The sequence below is a fragment of the Bacillus sp. AK031 genome (assembly GCF_053903065.1).
Genome location: NZ_CP096424.1, coordinates 1,727,871 through 1,746,241, shown reverse-complemented (window position 1 = coordinate 1,746,241; position 18,371 = coordinate 1,727,871). Strand labels below are relative to the sequence as shown.

General features: G+C 42.0%; 17 protein-coding genes. 5 read left to right on the top strand and 12 right to left on the bottom strand.

Annotated features, from left to right (window positions below):
* Both M1E09_RS08800 and M1E09_RS08795 read right to left on the bottom strand, forming a co-directional pair.
* Positions 1-882, bottom strand: coding sequence for an AAA family ATPase (locus tag M1E09_RS08800; RefSeq protein ID WP_456274460.1), 882 nt, complete (start codon positions 880-882; stop codon positions 1-3).
* Positions 883-1,088: 206 nt separating this feature from the next.
* Positions 1,089-1,295, bottom strand: coding sequence for a DUF6501 family protein (locus M1E09_RS08795; RefSeq protein WP_456274459.1), 207 nt, complete (start codon positions 1,293-1,295; stop codon positions 1,089-1,091).
* 292 nt (positions 1,296-1,587) lie between these two features.
* Here M1E09_RS08795 and M1E09_RS08790 point away from each other — a divergent pair, with 292 nt between their 5' ends.
* Positions 1,588-1,932, top strand: a complete 345-nt coding sequence (locus M1E09_RS08790; protein WP_456274458.1) for a hypothetical protein — start codon at positions 1,588-1,590, stop codon at positions 1,930-1,932.
* Position 1,933: 1 nt separating this feature from the next.
* Here the strand turns inward: M1E09_RS08790 and M1E09_RS08785 are convergent, their stop codons facing one another.
* The 4 genes from M1E09_RS08785 to M1E09_RS08770 form a co-directional block, all read right to left on the bottom strand.
* Positions 1,934-2,545 carry a DedA family protein gene (locus M1E09_RS08785; protein WP_456274457.1) on the bottom strand — a complete coding sequence of 204 codons (612 nt, stop codon included), beginning with the start codon at positions 2,543-2,545 and terminating at the stop codon, positions 1,934-1,936.
* Between the two features lie 35 nt (positions 2,546-2,580).
* Positions 2,581-3,375 carry a GNAT family N-acetyltransferase gene (locus M1E09_RS08780; RefSeq protein ID WP_456274456.1) on the bottom strand — a complete coding sequence of 265 codons (795 nt, stop codon included), beginning with the start codon at positions 3,373-3,375 and terminating at the stop codon, positions 2,581-2,583.
* Positions 3,376-3,421: 46 nt separating this feature from the next.
* Positions 3,422-4,294 carry a gamma-glutamylcyclotransferase gene (locus tag M1E09_RS08775; RefSeq protein ID WP_456274455.1) on the bottom strand — a complete coding sequence of 291 codons (873 nt, stop codon included), beginning with the start codon at positions 4,292-4,294 and terminating at the stop codon, positions 3,422-3,424.
* Between the two features lie 334 nt (positions 4,295-4,628).
* Positions 4,629-6,260: an AMP-binding protein gene (locus M1E09_RS08770; protein ID WP_456274947.1), complete on the bottom strand. Its 1,632-nt coding sequence runs from the start codon at positions 6,258-6,260 to the stop codon at positions 4,629-4,631.
* A gap of 372 nt (positions 6,261-6,632) precedes the next feature.
* Here M1E09_RS08770 and sda point away from each other — a divergent pair, with 372 nt between their 5' ends.
* Entirely contained in the window at positions 6,633-6,767 is a 135-nt protein-coding gene (gene sda, locus M1E09_RS08765; protein ID WP_456274454.1) for a sporulation histidine kinase inhibitor Sda, read from the top strand.
* Positions 6,768-7,107: 340 nt separating this feature from the next.
* Here the strand turns inward: sda and odhB are convergent, their stop codons facing one another.
* Positions 7,108-8,343, bottom strand: coding sequence for a 2-oxoglutarate dehydrogenase complex dihydrolipoyllysine-residue succinyltransferase (gene odhB, locus M1E09_RS08760; RefSeq protein WP_456274453.1), 1,236 nt, complete (start codon positions 8,341-8,343; stop codon positions 7,108-7,110).
* 19 nt (positions 8,344-8,362) lie between these two features.
* Positions 8,363-11,128 carry a 2-oxoglutarate dehydrogenase E1 component gene (locus M1E09_RS08755; RefSeq protein WP_456274946.1) on the bottom strand — a complete coding sequence of 922 codons (2,766 nt, stop codon included), beginning with the start codon at positions 11,126-11,128 and terminating at the stop codon, positions 8,363-8,365.
* Positions 11,129-11,815: 687 nt separating this feature from the next.
* On the opposite strand from M1E09_RS08755, the gene M1E09_RS08750 reads away from it, so the two are divergent.
* From M1E09_RS08750 to M1E09_RS08740, 3 genes are all read left to right on the top strand, one after another.
* Entirely contained in the window at positions 11,816-12,325 is a 510-nt protein-coding gene (locus M1E09_RS08750; protein ID WP_456274452.1) for an Hsp20/alpha crystallin family protein, read from the top strand.
* Positions 12,326-12,395: 70 nt separating this feature from the next.
* Positions 12,396-12,914, top strand: coding sequence for a GNAT family N-acetyltransferase (locus tag M1E09_RS08745; protein ID WP_456274451.1), 519 nt, complete (start codon positions 12,396-12,398; stop codon positions 12,912-12,914).
* Between the two features lie 223 nt (positions 12,915-13,137).
* On the top strand, positions 13,138-14,361 hold the full coding sequence (locus tag M1E09_RS08740) for an MFS transporter (protein ID WP_456274450.1): 1,224 nt from the start codon (positions 13,138-13,140) through the stop codon (positions 14,359-14,361).
* Positions 14,362-14,970: 609 nt separating this feature from the next.
* On the opposite strand, the gene trpA is transcribed toward M1E09_RS08740, so the two are convergent.
* The 4 genes from trpA to trpC are packed head-to-tail and all read right to left on the bottom strand — an operon-like array spanning position 14,971 to position 18,370.
* The gene (gene trpA / locus M1E09_RS08735; RefSeq protein WP_456274449.1) at positions 14,971-15,762 is read right to left on the bottom strand and encodes a tryptophan synthase subunit alpha; all 792 of its coding nucleotides are present in this window, start codon (positions 15,760-15,762) and stop codon (positions 14,971-14,973) included.
* Positions 15,755-16,957, bottom strand: coding sequence for a tryptophan synthase subunit beta (gene trpB, locus M1E09_RS08730; RefSeq protein WP_456274448.1), 1,203 nt, complete (start codon positions 16,955-16,957; stop codon positions 15,755-15,757). Before trpB ends, trpA begins: the two co-directional genes overlap by 8 nt.
* Positions 16,954-17,583: a phosphoribosylanthranilate isomerase gene (locus M1E09_RS08725; RefSeq protein WP_456274447.1), complete on the bottom strand. Its 630-nt coding sequence runs from the start codon at positions 17,581-17,583 to the stop codon at positions 16,954-16,956. The genes trpB and M1E09_RS08725 overlap by 4 nt, the downstream gene beginning before the upstream one ends.
* Complete coding sequence (trpC, locus tag M1E09_RS08720; RefSeq protein WP_456274446.1) at positions 17,576-18,370, bottom strand: indole-3-glycerol phosphate synthase TrpC; 795 nt, start codon at positions 18,368-18,370, stop codon at positions 17,576-17,578. The genes M1E09_RS08725 and trpC overlap by 8 nt, the downstream gene beginning before the upstream one ends.
* Position 18,371: the final 1 nt, after the last annotated feature.

Here is an 18,371-nt window from a genome sequence, read left to right as displayed (position 1 = left end):
TTACTCAAACAATGTTTCCGCTATATTCCGGATTGCCGATTTTTCCCTCTCATCTTCCAGCTTATCAATGATTCCACGTTGGACCGCTCTTAAAGGAGGGAGGTAAACGGCGAGGTCGCAGGCATCAATCAACGCTCGGATGGAAGCTGCTTCTTCTGATACCTGGCCATTTTGCACTTGCACGAGCAGATCAGAAGAAAGAGAGATGAACTTCTCTACTAGTTTTTCATTTTTCAATTGACTCTGATTCAAAATGACTGTTTTTAACGTATTCCCGCTGATGTATGGAACATCTATTACCACAAACCGGTTTTTCAATGCTTCGTTTAATGGGACAGTCCCAACATACCCTTCATTTATAGCTGCAATGACACCAAAGGTTTCTGATGCCTTAATAACGTCGCCTGTGAACGGATTGGTAATCATTCGCCGGTAGTCCAAAACACCATTCAAAATAGGCAGTGTTTCGGGTTTTGCCATATTGATTTCATCAATATACAGAAGATGGCCCTTTTTCATTGCCTCGATGACCGGCCCCTCTATAAATTCAATCGTATTTTTGCCGCCCTTCTCCGCTATTGTCTTGTACCCAAGAAGTGCTTCCGCATCCATGTCGACAGAGCAGTTAATACTGTGCATAGGCTGCGAGAAGATAGAAGACAAGGTATCTGCAAGTTTTGTTTTCCCTGACCCCGTCGGCCCTTTTAGGAGCACATTCTTACCCATCGAAAGAGCGATGACGGCATCTTCCAAGATTGCTGCATCTTCCGCTGTATAGCCTCCTTCCCCTATTAACGTATTATCATTACTTTCTCTAAATTGGGCTCTCCTATTTGTTAAAATTGCTGATACTGGTTCAGGCAATTGTTTTTCCAAAGACATACTTAACATTCCTTCCTAAACATTTCTGCACTAGAAACCATTCTACATGTAAAAACGTTTTCACTGCAATGATTGGTGATTGTGTCTTTAGTTTCTCTTTTTAACGAGTTTTTTTATGCGAGTTTCGAATTCAGACATTCTCTTGGACAAGACAAAAAAGAGAGGTGAAGCAGTTACGCCCTTCACCTCTCTTAAAATTCAGGAATCTACTTTACTTCCTCGAAGTAATCCTTGTAGAACCCGCCCATTTTTCCGCTGTCATCAATGACAAACAAGTAATCTTCTGATTCATTTTTTACTTCATATGTTTTACCTTCAGTCAAAACATTCTCGACTTTATACTTTGCAGCATTGGTATGTACGCACTTTACGGTCTTTATAGTAGGGCGGCTTGTCCAGTCTTTATGTATCATGATTAGTATCTCCTTTCCATTTCTTCTTTATAGTATATTCTTTGAAGTACTTCACTTCAATACTTTGCCTGAAGTCTCAATGATATTTTTATCAGGATAGCTTAACCGATTTCCACAGCTGTAGTGAGCCTTCACCAGCCCCCATTCTGCTTCAACAGCATAAGACTAGTGTTGCAAGTGGACCATCACTATCATTTTTTTCAACGTTTTTCTCATAAAGGTACATCCTATTCTGATTTTGTTTTACAATGTTAGAGTAGAACCAAATAGTGCGAAAGGTTGAAAAGACTTTATGAAAAAAATAGTAAATCCAGTATCAGCCATCATAATCTGCATTTTCTTAGTTTACTCGATGACCCACAGGCCAGACGATAAAGAGTTTGAGAGCTGGCTTAATAAGGAATATCAAATTACATGCGGCCCGGTATCCTGCACAAAAATAAATCACAAAACCGGTGAAGTACGAACCCTTATTGAAACAGGCTCGCGTACCAAAGATGGCTATCTGCTATTCAACACTGTTGCCAAGACATTTGAAGGCAAAGAAGGCAGGCAGACAACCATCAAAGCAATTGGATTTCTCGGAAAATATTATCCTCTCGTAGAAGATGTTGATAGTGCAAAAAAGCAAGGATAGCTTATTCTTTTCCTTTTACCTTATTCAATTTCATTCCCGCTTGTTTCCTTCGCATGTAATAAATGATGAAGGTCAGGATAATCAGGAAAACAGCTGCTATGGTTAACGCAGCGGAAAGGTGATCAATGATGATGGTGAAGGTGGAAGGAAACATTCTGCCTATTTGAAAATAAATCATACACCAGACAAAAGCAGCAGGATATGCAGCAGTCATGAATTTTACAAGGCTTATTCCCGATGCGCCCGCAACATATGGCATGAACAAACGTATGCCTGGGATGAAATAGCTGAACGAAATTCCCAACGCTCCGTATTTTTCGAGCCACGATTGCCCTTTTTGTATTAACAAGCGTGACTTTGATTGTTCAAATTTATTTAGGAAACGAGCTTTCGCCCAGCTCCCAACTCCGTAACCAAAGGTTCCCGAGCTAATCACTCCCAAGTACGTTGAAGTAAAGGCAATAGACGGGGAATAGGCTCTCCATTCGGTCAAAACACCGGAGAATGCTGCAGCCGCTTCATTAGGGAGTGGAAATCCTATGAATATAAGCCAGCTGAACACAAACATGGCAAAGTAGCCCAAGTCATTTACTAGTTCCACTAAAAAGTCCATCCTCTTCCCCCTGTTCTAAAAAACTGATCCTCTGTTCATAACGGCGGCTTTTCCCAAAAATCATATAGGGAATACTGCTCAAAACCCAATTTCTTCAATACAGGGGAAGAGTGACCTTGCCTCGCTTGACATGTTGCCAGTGTTGCACCTTTTGATTTTGCATGTCCGAGCCGGAATTTCACCATTTCGGAGTATATTCCCTGGTTTCGAAATTCAGGCAGGACACCACTTCCATTCATAAATAAGGTCCGGCCATCGTTGCTATACCTGTAATTGCTGTAAGCAACAGGCTTTGAATTCATATAGGCTATTATATAACCACCATTTCTAAAAGGTGAGGTGATATAGCTTTTCCTTTGATTAAACAGTTTTTCTCTCTGTTCAACTGGGTATTCCCAAATTAAAGATGATACTTCCACAAGTTTTTCAATATCCTCATCACTTTCAACATCCTTCAGTTGTACAAGACAGGATGCTGAGTCAGCTTGAAAGTTCTCCACCTTAAATGCAAGTCCGTCATATTTTTCAGTGTTTAGGAAACCGTCTTCTGCCATATACCTTGATAGAAGTGTACTTTGTGAATTTTCAAGCCACAAACTAAAGGGGCTCCCGTTAAAAAATCCTTTAATCTTCTCCCAGCTTTCAGATAAAAAATTATCTCCCTTTACATTCACTTCAACAACTTTATTACTGAAAACATTATGGACCTTCGGATTTTTGATTGCTCTTATTCCTCCCTCTTCCAACGTTTGTATGTATGAGGGAATCCACTCTTTTTCATAATCCCAATGATGGGATTCTATTGCATAAATGATCTCTGAATTATTCATTTTAATTCACCAGGTTAACCCTTCCCGTAGATAAGTTATTATGCTACTAATCTCCAAGAAGACCGTTAACGTCTGCCTCGGACATTCCCAGCATTAAGAGTTGCTTTTTTAATTTACCATGATACTCTACGCTGACATACGGCTTTGATCCTCTTAGTATTTCACGGGCATAGTGTGCAGGGGGACAAGTTTCCTCTCCTCTGTGGTTTACAATGAATGTTAACACATTAGGGATGACCACCCCGTTGACCTCCACATTGACAACCGCTGCACGGTATCTGCCAGGGACAACACCTTCTCGTTCATAAAGATAGTCAACAGCTTCAAACGGGAGACGATAAACAACCCCTTCAGTCAGGCCCCCATCTTCTATGATATCACCTCGCCCTCCATCCTTTACGATAAATGTATACTTCATTGAATATCCTTTTAATTCGCCTTTTCCCAAAGGTTCCTGAAAGTGATGGTGTACCCCCGCAAGTTTGAATCTCTCCAAATCCATACAAGACCCATAAGCAAAATAAAGCAGTGATTCAGGCTTTTTCTCCATGAATGTGTGCAAAGTCCAATCACCCGATGGAATACATTCTTTAAAAAGCGTGGGCTGAAAACCAGTATAAAAGATTACATCAAGAGAGCCACTATCCGTAACCGCCTCAGCAGTTTGCCTTAAGTAAAGATTTTCATCGCTGTTTTCTTTGAAGTCCTCCAGCTCATCAATCCTCTCCAAGACAGCCTGGTTGATTTCGTAAATTTCTCCATATACACGACCACTTCCTTCCTTCAACGCCGGATATCCTTCTCCTGTATCATATAATTCACCTTTAATCCAGGCTTGTTCTGAGACAAGCTCTGAATCTTCCAAATAATAATGGTATTTTTGATTTTTCCTCAGAGATCCATATACAAAGATTTTCATCCGATATCTGCATCCTTCCTATTAGTATGTATGATTATTTTTATTCAAAAATAATTACGGGCATCACTTTAACAAGGAATTATTTTCATTTATGTCTCCTTATTTGATTCTACATGCCCTGTGGATTCTCCTCCATATCTCCCCTTTTCCAAGGTGTGGAAGCATCTGTGTTGATTGTGTTTCGGCTATTAAATACTATATTATTATCATAGAAAACCAGATGCCTTTATTGCAAATATTTTTGCTGTAATAGGAAGGATCCTCTGAGATTGTATTCGGATTCCAAATCAAAAAAGAAGCTGACAGTTTTCAGCCAGCTTCTCCTATTGTAACTTCAGCTATGAAGGGCCTTCTTTTCAGCCTCTTCCCTCAATCGGAATTTTTGAATTTTCCCTGATGCCGTCATTGGGTATGCGTCAGTAAATTCAATGTATCGGGGAATCTTATGACGAGATATTTTCCCTTTGCAATATTCCCTCATTTCCTCAGCGGTTACATTTTGGTCTTCTTTTGGAATGATCCATGCCATTACTTCTTCACCATATACTTCATCCGGGATTCCAACAACCTGGACATCAAGAACCTTTGGATGGGTGTACAAAAACTCCTCAATTTCACGAGGATAGATATTTTCTCCCCCTCTTATAATCATATCCTTTAATCGTCCGGTGATTTTGCAGTAACCGTTTTCATCCATCACCGCTAAATCCCCTGTATGGAGCCATCCATCAGCATCTATAGCTTCAGAAGTAGCATCGGGATTGTTATAATACCCTTTCATTACATGGTATCCACGTGTGCAGAGTTCTCCTTGCTGGCCGTGGGGGAGTTCTTGATTAGTACCAGGCTGGACAATTTTCACTTCTACATTTGGAAGTGCCCTGCCCACAGATTCCACCCTGAGTTCGATTGGGTCATCTGTTCTGGTCTGGGTTATAACAGGCGAGGATTCTGTCTGGCCATAGGCTATGGTAATTTCATCAGCTCCCATCCGTTCGATTACACCTTTCATTACTTCAATCGGACAGTTGCTTCCAGCCATTATACCCGTTCTTAATGAAGATAAATCGTACTTATCAAAGTCAGGATGGTTCAGTTCTGCTATGAACATTGTCGGGACCCCATGAAGACCGGTACATTTTTCATCTTGAATAGTCTGCAAAACCGTTAAGGGATTAAATTCCTGCACCGGTACCATAGCTGCTCCCACTGATACACATGCCATAGTTCCTAGAACACAGCCGAAACAATGGAAGAATGGTACCGGGATACATAATCGATCTTGTTCTGTCAGCTTCATGCACTGAGCAATATTATATGCATTATTGACAATATTGCTGTGTGTAAGCATAACGCCCTTAGGAAAACCAGTCGTACCTGACGTATATTGCATGTTGATCACATCATCCGGATCCAGGCTCTCCATTCTTTCGTCAAGCTCCGATTCTTCAACGTTTTCCGACATTTGCAAAATATCTCCCCAACTATATGTACCGCTGTATCGATTTTCTCCTAATACGATCACATTTTTCAATGAAGGCAGTTTTTTGCTTTCAAGGTTGCCAGGCTGGGATGTTTTCAGCTCCGGGCAAATTTCATAAAGCATTTCTATATATGAAGCATCTCGGTAGTTATCCATCAGCAGGATTGTTGTAGCCTCAGATTGTTTAAGCAAGTATTCCAGTTCTGCCGTGCGATAATTGGTATTAACTGTTACCAGCACAGCCCCCATTTTGCCTGTTGCAAATTGGCTTGTAAGCCATTCAGGTGTGTTCGTTGACCACGCAGCAATATGTTCGCCTTTCTGAAGGCCAAGCCCCATAAGGCCTCTTGCCACTTTACGGCAAAGCTGGTCGAATTCTTTATAAGAGTATCTTAAGCCGCGGTCACTGTATATAACCGCATCTCTTTCTCCCTGATTCTCTGCCTTCTCTTCCAATAATCTGCCTACCGTTACATTCAACAAGTTTGACAACTTACTTCCCCCATTCAAGCAAAAGATTTTTCACCTTCTGGATTAGGAAACTGTTGTATCGCCTGATGTATTTTCACCCTATCCCGCCTTTATATTATCATAAATTTTTGAATTTTTAAAATAATAATCACACGACTATTCTGTACATGAGTCTGCGAACGTTAAAAACTAACAACAAACATACCAACTCCTAAAGCAGAAATCCCTCTTGCCCAGTTTCTCAGGAAGACATCCACTCAAAGAAATAAATTGAATGCTATTAAAAAACTTTACTTTACCCCTTTTCTTCTGGCACAAAAAAATGTAGAATAAAAAGAAAATATAGAATATTCTATATTTTTAAATTCTCCTGGGAGGTTTTCCATGAAGATTATGAGTAACGAACAGTTGGTAGCAGCTTATCGAGACGCGGAGAAAGATGGTACTAATCGTGACTGGATTCAAATGCTGAAGAAGGAAATTCATAGTCGAGGAATAAGGCCTGTTAGGAAAATTTAAGCACAACGATACTTAGTGGAAAAATTTTTTGGTTACTGTACACCCCCGAGAAATACTTGTTGAGGAGATTGCCGTAAATGTGCTTTCTCCTCCTTTTTTTCTTCCTGACGGGTAAATGATTTGGATTTTTTTGCATGTCATCCCCGCTTTTCATCTCCTTCCGCTGCATATACACATTTCTTTTATGGCTCATTCTCGTTTTTCCTCTTCTGAGCAGTAGTTTTTTTAAAAAAATTAACCAAACAATATCAACTATCGTTCGATAATTTACAGATCGTCCATGACCACTGACCAACAAAAAAGCCAGCAGAAACATTCTGCTGGCTTTCAGTAAACAATATTATCCTTCAAGCAATAAATCTTCTGGGTTTTCGAGAAGGTTCTTGATCATTGATAAGAATCCTACTGCTTCTTTACCGTCGATGATACGGTGATCGTATGATAGGGCAATATACATCATTGGACGGTTTTCCATTGTATCTTTACCAGTTGCAACCGGACGCAATTGGATTGTATGCATTCCCAGGATACCTACCTGTGGTCCGTTAAGGATTGGTGTGGACAGTAATGAACCGAATATACCGCCGTTTGTGATTGTGAATGATCCGCCTTGAAGATCGCTCAGGGCAAGCTTGTTGTTTCTTGCTTTTTTGGCAAGCTCCATGATCTCTGCTTCGATTTCAGCAAAGTTTTTGCGGTCACAGTCTCTTACCACAGGAACAACAAGACCATCGTCAGTCGAAACGGCCATACCTACATCATAGTACTTCTTAAGAACGACTTCGTTTCCATCGATTTCAGCATTCACATAAGGATACTTCTTCAACGCAGCTACAACAGCTTTAGTAAAGAATGACATGAAGCCTAACTTTACATCATGTGTTTCTTGGAACTTATCTTTTTTGCGTTTACGCAGTTCCATTACGGCTGACATATCGATTTCATTGAATGTTGTAAGCATTGCAGCAGTTTGCTGTACTTCAACAAGGCGCTTAGCGATTGTCTGGCGGCGGCGGGACATTTTTTCACGCACAACCGGTTTACCGTCATCCTTTTTTGGTGCTGCAGCTGGTTTGCTTTCAGACGCTGCCGGTTTAGAAGGAGCAGACTGCGGCTTGTTTTCAAACGCTTCTATATCTTGTTTACGGACTCTTCCAAGCGGGTCTGTAGGAACTTGGGAAAGGTCAATTCCTTTCTCACGAGCAAGTTTGCGAGCCGCTGGTGAAGCAATGACACGCTCTTTCTTCTCGTCTTCACCTGCTGTTTGAGAAGGTGCCTCTTCTTGTTTTGCTTCTTCTCTTGGAGCTTCCGTTTTTTCTTCTGCAGATGCAGGCTGCTGGCCGCCTTCCCCAACGATGGCGATTACCTGGCCAACTTCAACTGTGTCCCCTTCTTCAGCCTTTAGCTCCTGAATTGTTCCTGCTTCTTCAGAGATCACTTCGACGTTGACTTTATCTGTTTCAAGTTCAACAATGTATTCCCCTTTTTCTACATAGTCACCCGGCTGTTTAAGCCATTGGGCAATTGTACCCTCTGTAATGGATTCTGCTAATTCTGGTACTTTAATTTCTGCCACTTCGTCTTCCTCCTCCTATTTATCTTGTCAGCGCTTCACTGATAATTCTGGATTGTTCTTTCTTATGGACTGTCGGTTCACCTTCAGCCGGGCTTGAACGTCTCCTGCGCCCTGCATATTTCACCTCTACGCCATCTGGTGCAACATCACGAAGCCTCGGTTCTGCAAAGGTCCAGCCACCCATATTCTTAGGTTCTTCCTGTACCCATACCAACTCTTTCAGATTCGGATAATTTTTGATGATATCGGTAATATCCCCTTTAGGGAATGGATATAATTCTTCCACTCGCAGAATGTGAAGCCAGTCCATATCCTCTTTATCTTTCAGGCTCTCTTCAAGATCAATTGCCATTTTTCCGCTGGCCAAGACAACTCTTTCTACCTTGTCAGGGGCTTTACCCAGTCCAGGTTGTTCCAAGACTGATTGGAATTGCCCATTTGAAAGCTCTTCCGGCGTTACAGCTGCAAATTGATTTCTGAGCAGGCTTTTTGGTGTCATGATAACAAGCGGTCTTACTTCCTCTTTTTGCAGGATTGCTGCCTGTCTGCGGAGAATGTGGAAATACTGTCCTGCTGTCGAGCAGTTTGCCACTGTCCAGTTGTACTCGCCTGCCATTTGAAGGAAACGTTCCAATCTGGCGCTGGAGTGCTCAGGCCCTTGGCCTTCATAACCGTGAGGAAGGAGCATGACCAGTCCCGACTTTTGGCCCCATTTCGCTCTGCCCGCAGAGATGAATTGATCGAACATCACTTGTGCTGTATTGGCGAAATCACCGAATTGAGCTTCCCACAAAACAAGTGTTTCAGGAGCAAAGACATTGTATCCATATTCAAAGCCTACAACAGCTGTTTCAGTCAACGGGCTGTTAAATACGGCAAATGAAGCATTTGATTCCTTCAGTTGATGAAGGGGGATCATTTCTTTACCCGTTTCATGGTCATGAAGCACAAGATGGCGCTGTGCAAATGTGCCACGCTCCGAATCCTGGCCGGTAAGCCTGATCGGTGTGCCTTCTTTAAGGATTGTTGCAAAAGCAAGCGTTTCAGCATGTGCCCAGTCAATTTTGCCTTTGCCTTCGAAAACGCCGCCGCGTCGCTGTAAAATTCTCTCAAGCTTTTTGAAAGGCGAGAATCCTTCAGGCCATTGCAGAAGTTCCTCATTGACAGCTCGAAGTTGATCATAATCAACACTTGTGTCAATATCAGGGAACCCATTTGTTACATCTTCAGGAGGATTCATGGCGATGTCCGGGTTTTCATCCTTCGTCGGAACCTTTTCATATGCAGCTTTCAGGGTATCTTCGATTTCTTTTTCCATCTGTGCTGCTTCCTCTTTCGAGACCACGCCTTCATTGATAAGGTGGTCTTCATAGATTTTACGTGCAGTTGGATGGTTGGTGATTTTGTTATACATCAATGGATTCGTTACCATTGGTTCGTCCATTTCGTTGTGGCCGAATCGTCTATAGCCAATCAAGTCAATCACAAAGTCCTTTTTGAATTTATGGCGGTATTCATATGCAAGGACTGCAGCTGCCAGGCAAGCTTCAGGATCATCGGCATTCACATGGACGATTGGCACTTCAAAGCCCTTAGCAGTATCTGACGCATATTTTGTAGAACGTGAGTCATAGCTTTCGGTTGTGAAACCGATCATGTTATTGGCGATCAGGTGAATGGAGCCGCCTGTATGGAATCCTCGGAGTCCGCTCATGTTGAAGGTTTCAGCTACTACACCTTCACCAGGGAATGCTGCGTCACCATGAATCATGATGGCATAAGATGTTTCAGTGTTCTGTTCGGGATAACCACTTTGCTCCCTTTCCTCCTGTGCAGCCCTTGAGTAGCCTGCAACAATCGGGCTGACAACTTCCAAGTGACTCGGGTTGTTCGCAAGTGTCACGCGCGCGCGCGCAGTATCATTCACACCGATTTTACGGTCAGCACCAAGATGGTATTTAACATCCCCTGTCCAGCCGTAAGTAATGCCGATTGACCCTTCAGAAGGGATTAAATCCTTGCTTGGTGCATGCTGGAATTCAGCAAAAATCATTTCATAAGGTTTGCCGATGACATGAGCAAGGACGTTCAGGCGGCCGCGGTGAGCCATTCCGATATTGATTGTTCTTGCACCATTCTCTACTGAATAACGGACAAGCTCATCCAATAACGGGACCATGTTGTCAAGGCCTTCTATCGAAAAGCGTTTCTGGCCAACGAATGTACGGTGGATGTATTTTTCAAATCCTTCCACTTCGGACAGCCGTTTTAAGAGTGCAAGTTTTTGCTCTTTACTATAATCTGAAAGTATGGAACCTGATTCTATTTTGCCTCTAAGCCAGTTCTTCTCTTCCATTTCATGTACATGCGCAAACTCATATGCAAGCTTACTTGTATAGACACTTTTCAAATGATTGATTGCATCAAGCCCATTACGGACATGAGAGGGTGCTTCCGGGCAAATGAACTGAACAGGGATGCTTCTCAAGTCTTCCTCTGTCAGATTGTACTCGCTCAGATCAATTCTTCTATTATCTTTCTTGCGGTCGTTCAACGGATAAATATCAGCTGCCAGATGTCCATATGTACGAATATTGTCTGCAAGATTGACTGCTGCTACGACTTTGCTTAAGTCTTGTGATCCAGCAGGCATATCAGGCATCTGAGTAGCTGTTTGACCAGTATTTCCTTCAACAGCTGCAGGCGGACCCCATTGTTCAAACAATTCTTTAAGCTCCGGATCTACTTCTTCCGGGTTTTCCAGGTAAAGCTCATACACTTCCATTATATAACCGAGGTTTGGTCCATAAAAGCTTTCCCATGGTCCTGCCTGGTTTGTTGATTGTCTTTTCACTTTGAAAAACCTCCAACCATTTCACCATTCTAGATTTTAATTTTTACTATTGAAATACTATACGAAAATAGTATCTTTCAAGAAATTTAAAACGCTTACAGCAATATTTTATCACTCTAAAGTAAAGAGATAAAGCATTTGTGACAAATTCTCTAAAATTTCGTCAACTCGTATATACAGTAATTTATTGTTGAAAATTATTTACCTTAAATAAACCAATTGAAATTTTAGACTATTCTGAAATAATAAATCACGGTTAAAAAATGGTCTGAAGTCCTTCCATATCCACCTTCTTTACCGTTTTTCATAAACCATCTTACTACTGTTACCTAAAAAAACCAAATATTTTTTTTGATTTTAATTACTTTTTTGTATATTTTTTTATAACGTTGATACAGCAGGCTGCGAACTGTAATTTTCTCTTCTTATTTATATAGGCCCTCCTTTTAGTCTTAGCTAACTTTTGTACGATCTATTTTTCTTATCCCCTTCCATAAGGCAATCAAACATCCTATCTGCCTCAGCATGAACTGCAGGGCTGATGCCTGCATACAATGTATGAGGAATATATACGGTTTTTCACGAAACCTCAGAGACCATTAAAGAGGTGAAGTCAACATGTTTCCATGGAATTCATTTTTCCCGTTCAATAAGAACATGAAAGATATGATGAAGAATATGAACCCCCAGGAAGTTGATCAATATGTAAAAGGTATGATGAAACAAATGTTTCCTAATGACTGGCAGAATGTCCAGCAACCAGGGGATTTAATGAAAAACATGTCCAGTATGATGCAAAGCGGCACCGGCAGGGAATCAAGAGAGGAACCCCCCACACAACACACAGACAATATTCCTGTAAATATATTCGAATCACTGGAAAGCATCTATATACAAATTAAGCTCCCTGATGAGGAGTTAGTCAGAAAGGTCAAGGTATTTCATACATCGAATCAGGCTATCGTCGAAAACATCCCTTCTGATGGAGAACGCCAGGTAATCACACTTCCTTCCTTGGTAAAGAAAAAAGGCTCTTCAGCTCAGTACAAAGATGGAATTCTGGAAATAAAAATTCCCAAAAGCATTGACCTGCAGTATACAGAGATAGATGTCGCTGAAAAGAAATAATTTAATTGCTTATTCATCCCGCCCTCCTTATCATATAGGTATATAAATCAAGTACGGGAGGTAGAGGGATATGAATATAAGGGAAGAAACCGAGAGAGACAGACAGGCAATTAAAAATGTGAATGACCTTGCTTTTGGAGGAACCAATGAGGGCAAACTTGTAGAGTCGATAAGAGGTACGGAGTACTTCTTCCCGGAATTATCACTGTGCGCTGTGACAGAGACCAATATCCTTGTCGGACATTTGCTATTAAGCACTGTCTTCATTGATGGTGATGATGAGACCTATCAAACCCTTGCATTAGCTCCGATGTCTGTTTTACCGGGATGGCAACATAAAGGCATCGGCTCACTTTTGGTTAAAGAAGGCCTTCTTCGCGCAAAGAGAAACGGATTCAAGCATGTTGTCGTGTTAGGACACCCCGATTATTATCCTAAGTTTGGATTCCAGCCCGCTGCCCCAAAAGGAATCTATCCGCCCTTTCCTGTTTCTGATGATGTTTTCATGGTGATTGAACTTCAGGAAAAAGCTCTCGTTGGAATTAAAGGGACAGTCAGATATCCGCCTTCATTCAATATTGTCACTTAAATAATCTATATTATCGTAATCATTCTGGCTCAATCAAAGGAATTGAATTGGTCCCTTGATTGAGCCAGAAATCACTAACAGGTCCAAAGTGTGGGGCTGTAGCTTTCTTTTACATGTTTACATAATAATGTTATTGTCCTTTTCCGTAGGAGTTGGAATGAAAAATTGGTTTTTGCAGAAAATACATCTAGTGAGTTAGATAATGTATTTTGGAGGAACAACCATGAAAGAAAAAAAGAAATGGGATTTATTTGCTCTTTCTTCCATCCCGCTAGTGATGACATTGGGGAATTCCATGTTGATCCCTGTTCTCCCAACCATGGAAAAGAAACTGGGTATCAGTGGTTTCCAGTCAAGCATGATCATTACAGTTTATTCGCTTGTAGCGATCATATTAATACCGATTGCCGGTTACCTCTCTGACAGGTTTGGAAGAAAAAAAGTCATAATTCCGAGCCTTATCATTGCCGGCGTCGGCGGAATAATATCCGGATGGGCTTCCTGGCAGATGAGTGATGGATACTTGGTTGTATTGTTAGGCCGATTCGTACAGGGAATTGGCGCAGCTGGAGCATTTCCGGTTGTCATCCCTACTGTTGGTGATATGTTCGAAGATGAAACTGAAGTGACTAAAGGGTTGGGCCTTATTGAAACTTCAAATACATTCGGCAAGGTACTAAGTCCTGTCTTAGGATCTTTGCTCGCTGCCTGGATCTGGTTTATTCCATTCTTTTCCATACCTTTATTCTCTTTAATTTCCATAGGGCTTGTCTTCGCTTTGGTAAAAGTACCTAAAAAAGAGAAAAACGACAAGAAATCTCAAACCATCAAAGAATTCACAAAAGAAATAAAAGAAATACTGGGCAAGGAGGGGAAATGGCTTTCTGCGATATTTGTTATAGGCATTGTATCCATGTTCATTCTATTTGGGTTTCTCTTCTTTTTATCCAATGTTCTGGAAAGCAAATATAAAATAGAAGGCGTGTTAAAAGGGCTCTACCTGGCCATGCCTCTTCTTTTTTTGTGTGCCACTTCCTATTTAACAGGGAAATTCATCGGTAAGAATAGAACCATGATGAAGTGGGCTATTGTTGCGGGGATGTTAATAGGTGCCGGAGCACAAGTGCCTATCTTCTTTACTGATGGAAAATGGATGCTGTTAACGTTTCTATCCCTGGCAAGCATTGGCGTTGGAGCAGCATTGCCTTGTCTCGATGCTCTGATCACTGAAGGGATTGAAAAAGAACATCGCGGTACCATTACCTCCATCTACAGCAGTATGCGATTTATCGGAGTTGCCGCAGGCCCGCCAGTTGTCGCCTTACTTTCTAAAGGCATTACCTTTATGATCCTTATAGGTGTCAGTGCTGTATCAGCCTTTGTTGCTTTGTGGCTGATTAAGCCTGAAGCACAAGAAGCTGGAGAAATGACGCCAAAAGTTACTTGATCAGTCGACAGAGTAACTAACGGGGTAGATTCAGGATGAGAAAACGTTCATTACCATTAAATTCAACAAATCCAATGGCGTTAGTTGGACTTAATAGGGTGAAATGATTTCCGCTTCAGACGTACGAGTCCACTCAGAAATAGTTTGAAGTTCCATTCATTACATTAATTGAAAAAACATCAACAAGGCTTTTCTTTCACTTTAACAAAGGCCCTGTTAGTTGATGATGTTGTTATTCCGGTTTAAATACGGAACATCTCATCCAAAAATGCATTGTTGCTGCTGCTAATGCTACTTTTGTTATAAGTGAATTTAAGTGGATATTGAAACCACGGTTGATTGGAGCGGAAGGTGTGCGACCTCCTGCGGGATTAGCGGGACAGGTGAGACCAAGGTTACGTACCCACTGGAACGTAACCCCGCAGGCGAAGCTGAGGAGGCTCACCGCCCGCCCCGCGGAGTCGCACACCTGGAGCGGAAATCAGGCAACACCAACTAAATGGGTTCTTAAAACAACATCACTGTTTAACAAAGCCTTAACAAAAGAAGGAGGACGAAATCATTAGCAATTTCAACCTCCTTTTGCTTTTTAGTTAATTCATAGTTAATTCACTTCACTACTGAAATTTCTTCAGCCGCACCGATAAGTTCTTTAATCTCATCCAATTTGTCATCGTGAAATAATTGTATGACTTTGCTTCCCACTACAACCCCATCTGATACGCCAAAAAAATCCTTTACGTGTGCAGGTGTAGAAATACCGAAACCGGCAAGAACCGGAACGTGACATACTTTTTTCAGCTCTTGCAAATGTTCCTTCAATGAAGCTTGAAATTCTTTGACAGCTCCTGTGATGCCATTGATAGTCACAGCATAAAGAAAACCATCTGTCTGTTCTGCCAATCTCACAAGCCTGTCTGCTGAACTAGTCAATGAGGCAAGTTGAATAAGAGCAATCTCAAATTTTTGAATATGCGGCGTAAGTAATCCAGCATGCTCTAAAGGCAGGTCAGGGATTATGAGACCGTCAATTCCAGCTTCTGAACATGCCGCCGCAAACTGAGGCAATCCAAATTGAAGTACGGGATTAAAATAGGTCATGAATATTAAAGGAATTCCGATTTTATCCCTGCTGTCTTTAACCACCTCCAATATCTCTGCCAAATTTGCTCCTTCTTTCAGGGCTCTTTTGCCGGCTTCCTGTATAACCGGTCCATCAGCTGCTGGATCGGAAAAGGGAATACCGATTTCAATAGCTGAAGCTCCTGACTCTTCTAAAAAGGACAGCCTCGTAATGAGATTCTCTAAACCGCCATCCCCTGCCATAATATAAGGGATAAAAATACTCTGTCCGTTGTTTTTCAAATCATTTAACGAATTTTCAAGAAAACTTTTACCCATGTCGCAGCCCTCCGGTTTTTTGTTTAACAGTATCCACATCTTTATCTCCCCTGCCGGATAAACAAATCACAAGGGATTCGCTTGTCTTCATTGCAGAAGCAAGGCTGACGCCAAAAGCAACAGCATGAGAAGATTCAAGTGCTGGAATGATCCCTTCCTCTCTTGAAAGCATTTTAAACGCCTCAAGGGCATCTTCATCGGTGACTGAAGAATAGGATGCACGCTCAATATCCTTTAAATAGCTATGTTCAGGCCCGACTCCAGGATAATCCAAACCCGCTGAAATTGAATGGGCTTCCTGTATTTGCCCATGTTCATCCTGCAGGACATACATCATTGCACCATGCAGTACTCCGCAAGCACCCTTAGTCATTGTGGCGGCATGCTTATTGGTATGGATCCCTGTTCCTGCAGCTTCGACGCCATAGAGCTTTACATCAATATCCTTGATAAAGGGGTAGAACATCCCCATCGCATTGCTTCCTCCTCCGACACATGCAACTACTGCATCCGGAAGAGCATTTCCCTTCTCAATGAACTGCTTTTTGGTTTCTTCTCCGATAACGCTTTGAAAGTCCCTTACCATTTTCGGAAAAGGGTGAGGTCCCAGGACGGAACCGATGATATAGTGTGTGTCCTCTACATGAGAGACCCAGTAACGCATCGCTTCATTAACTGCGTCTTTCAGGGTAGCGCTTCCCTGCTTGACACTTATTACTTCCGCACCCAGAAGTTCCATTCTAAAAACATTGAGCTTTTGTCTTTGGATATCTTCTTCACCCATAAAGATCACACATTCCAGGTTCAGCAGTGCACAGACTGTAGCAGTCGCCACTCCATGCTGGCCGGCACCTGTCTCAGCAACAATCTTTTGCTTTCCCATTCTTAGGGCAAGCAGCGCCTGGCCGATGGTATTGTTAATTTTATGTGCACCGGTATGGTTCAAATCCTCTCTTTTCAAGTAGATTTGGGCACCGCCGGCTCGTTTTGTGAGATTTTCCGCAAAGTATAAAGGCGTTTCCCTTCCTATATATTCCTTCAAGTAATATTGGAGCTCATTCCGAAAGGCGCTGTCCTCCTTAGCCTCTTCATAGGCTTTATCCAGTTCTTGTACAGCTCCCATCAGAGTCTCGGATACAAACTGCCCTCCAAAACGCCCGTAAAGGCCTTGTTTATCTGGTTGTGCATAATTCATCTCAATTCCTCCTTTGTCCTGATCGCATTTTTCGCCATAAAAATGAACTTTTTTATTTTTTCAGGGTCTTTGGCTCCATCCGTTTCTACGCCACTGGATACATCGACCATAAACGGATTGACTTCCCTGACTGCCCTCTCGATGTTTTCAACGTTCAATCCGCCTGCCAGAATAATTTTTTTGTCCGCCGTGAAGTTCCTTAAATAATTCCAATCGAATGAGGTACCATTTCCTCCTTTAGATGAACCATGACCGCTGTCCAGTAAAATATAATTCCCTGTGTACCTGCCAACTTCGTTCAAATCAGATTGCCTTTGTATAGATATCGCCTTATAGCACGGTACAGATAATGAATGGCAAAATTCCGGTGTTTCATTTCCATGCAGCTGAACGAAATCAATACCTGCCAGGTCCACTATCCTTTCGATTTCATCTTTTGCAGCGTCAACAAACACACCCACTTTCTTCACGGATGGTGAAAGTTCCTTACTGATCTTCCTTGCAGTTTCCGTTGTGATCATTCGCTTGCTTTCAGCGAAAACAAATCCTATCGCATCGGCACCAGTTTCCTCCGCTGCTTTCGCATGTTGCAGTTGTGTTATTCCGCACACTTTAACTTTAACCAAGCAATGCCCCCTCCTTATTAACTTTTAGGGATTTGATGGCGGCACCTGCATTGCCGCTCCTCATTAATGACTCTCCGACCAGAACTCCATCGGCTCCTGCTCTAGCTGCCCTTATCGCGTCTTCGCTCGAATTAATTCCGCTCTCACTGATGATGACCCTTTTTTTATTATTAAAAAGAGGTGCCAGACTCTCGGTGTGACCAAGGCTTGTTTTAAACGTTTTAAGATTGCGGTTGTTAATCCCTATGATTGGAACATCGAGACTTACTGCTCTTTGTGCGTCTTCTTCATTGTGAATCTCAAGCAGTACTTCAAGATCCTGCAAAAGGCAATATTCATATAACTCTTTCAATCTCTGTTGCGGTAATACCGCCGCAATAAGGAGAATAATATTGGCGCCTGCATCCTTCGCTCTGTCTATTTGGATCTCATCTATGAAAAAATCCTTGCACAGAACAGGTATGTCTACCGCCTTCCTCACCTGCTGAAGGTCTTGAACAGAACCTTTAAAGAAATCAGTATCCGTAAGGACTGAGATCGCACTTGCTCCTCCATCCTGATATACCTTAGCCTGCTCTACAGGATTAACAGTTGATACGATATCTCCTTTCGAGGGAGAGGCCCTTTTGATTTCCGCTATGACCCCTATATTGGCAGAGGAATGCAGCCTATGAAATAAGGAACTACAAGATTTTTTATGCAGATGGACTCTTTCAAATCCCTGCTCTTTTAATACAGCCACTTCCTGTCCCTTTCGCTCGATGATTCTTTTCAAAATATCCGTCATA